Consider the following 1033-nt stretch of genomic DNA (forward strand, 5'->3'; position numbering starts at 1 on the left):
ACCTGGATCGCCAGGCATGCCGCGAACGAACGCCACCACCACCGCGCCACCCCCTCGATACCGGGTAGCCCGTGACACATCAACGCCAACGGTGCGGCCACAATCAGCAGAATGGTGATCGCGACCCGCACCACATAGGTGACCACCAGAACGACCAGCATCACGTCCAACGCGAGCTTGAGCAGCAGCAGAAAGATCTGGCTTTGCGGACCGGTCGTGGCCAGCTCTTTCAACCCCGCCGCCGCCGAGTCCGAGCCCACACCGTCTCCGGCGACGGCGCCTGCGAGGGCGTTGGCGAAGCCGATCGCGGTCGTGGCGATGACCATGCTCATCGCCCCGGCGATGAACCCGACCACTAACCGGGGTGCCAGCTCGCGGATCGACCACTGTGTTTGCAGGGTCTCGCGCAGCATCAGCAGCACCCCGGCGGCCATGACCACGAGCACGTACAGGGCGGTCATGAGCTGCCATGACTGGTTCCACAGCACCCCGATTTGCGGGATCTCGCCGGGTTCGGGGGTGGTGAGCAAGGTTTCGGAGAGCAGTTCGAGCAGCGGGTCGAGCGCGGAGTCGACCAACCGTTGGAAGAACCCGTCGATCGCGTTCTCCACGCACCCGTTGATGGTGGTGACCCCGCACTCGGCCGACCCCACCCCCGATCCGGGCGTCGGGGTCGGCGTGCCGGGCGTTGTCGGGGTGGGCGAGGCCGGACTCGTGGTCGAGGGCGGGGTCACCCACCGGCTCGGCGGTGTCGTCGTAGTCGGTGGTGCGGGTGTGGTCGGTGTAGGTGTCACCGGGATGGGCGGCGTCGTCGGCTGCGCGGCAGCACCGCCCATCCCGGTGAGAGTGACCAATACCGCCACGAGTACCGCTGCCGACACCGCCGCAGCGGCGTGTCGGATTCTCGATAGCCTCGACATGAGATCAGGTGCGTGCCTGTCCTCGGGTGGGGTGCTCATCGTCAGGCCCCGACAATGGATTTGAGGACGGCGACGATCACCGGTGCCAGCGTCGCCAGCGCGTATCCCAGGCA

Annotated in this window: 2 protein-coding genes; one reads left to right on the forward strand and one right to left on the reverse strand. The window is 67.3% G+C overall.

All coding sequences use genetic code 11. From position 1 onward, the window contains the following. Nucleotides 1–611 (reverse strand): hypothetical protein (locus ACWDXS_RS35640; protein WP_449972799.1); only part of this gene is annotated, 611 nt, incomplete at its 3' end. Between the two features lie 10 nt (nt 612–621). On the opposite strand from ACWDXS_RS35640, the gene ACWDXS_RS35645 reads away from it, so the two are divergent. Then, a complete protein-coding gene (locus ACWDXS_RS35645) occupies nt 622–984 on the forward strand; it encodes a hypothetical protein (RefSeq protein WP_449972802.1) in 363 nt (120 codons plus the stop codon). The last annotated feature ends 49 nt before the right edge of the window (nt 985–1033 follow it).

Source organism: Nocardia sp. NPDC003183, from assembly GCF_053590715.1.

Coding starts and splice junctions, on each gene's coding strand:
- ACWDXS_RS35645 (WP_449972802.1), top strand. CDS start 622: ATGGTGGTGACCCCGCACTCGGCCGACCCCACCCCCGATCCGGGCGTC.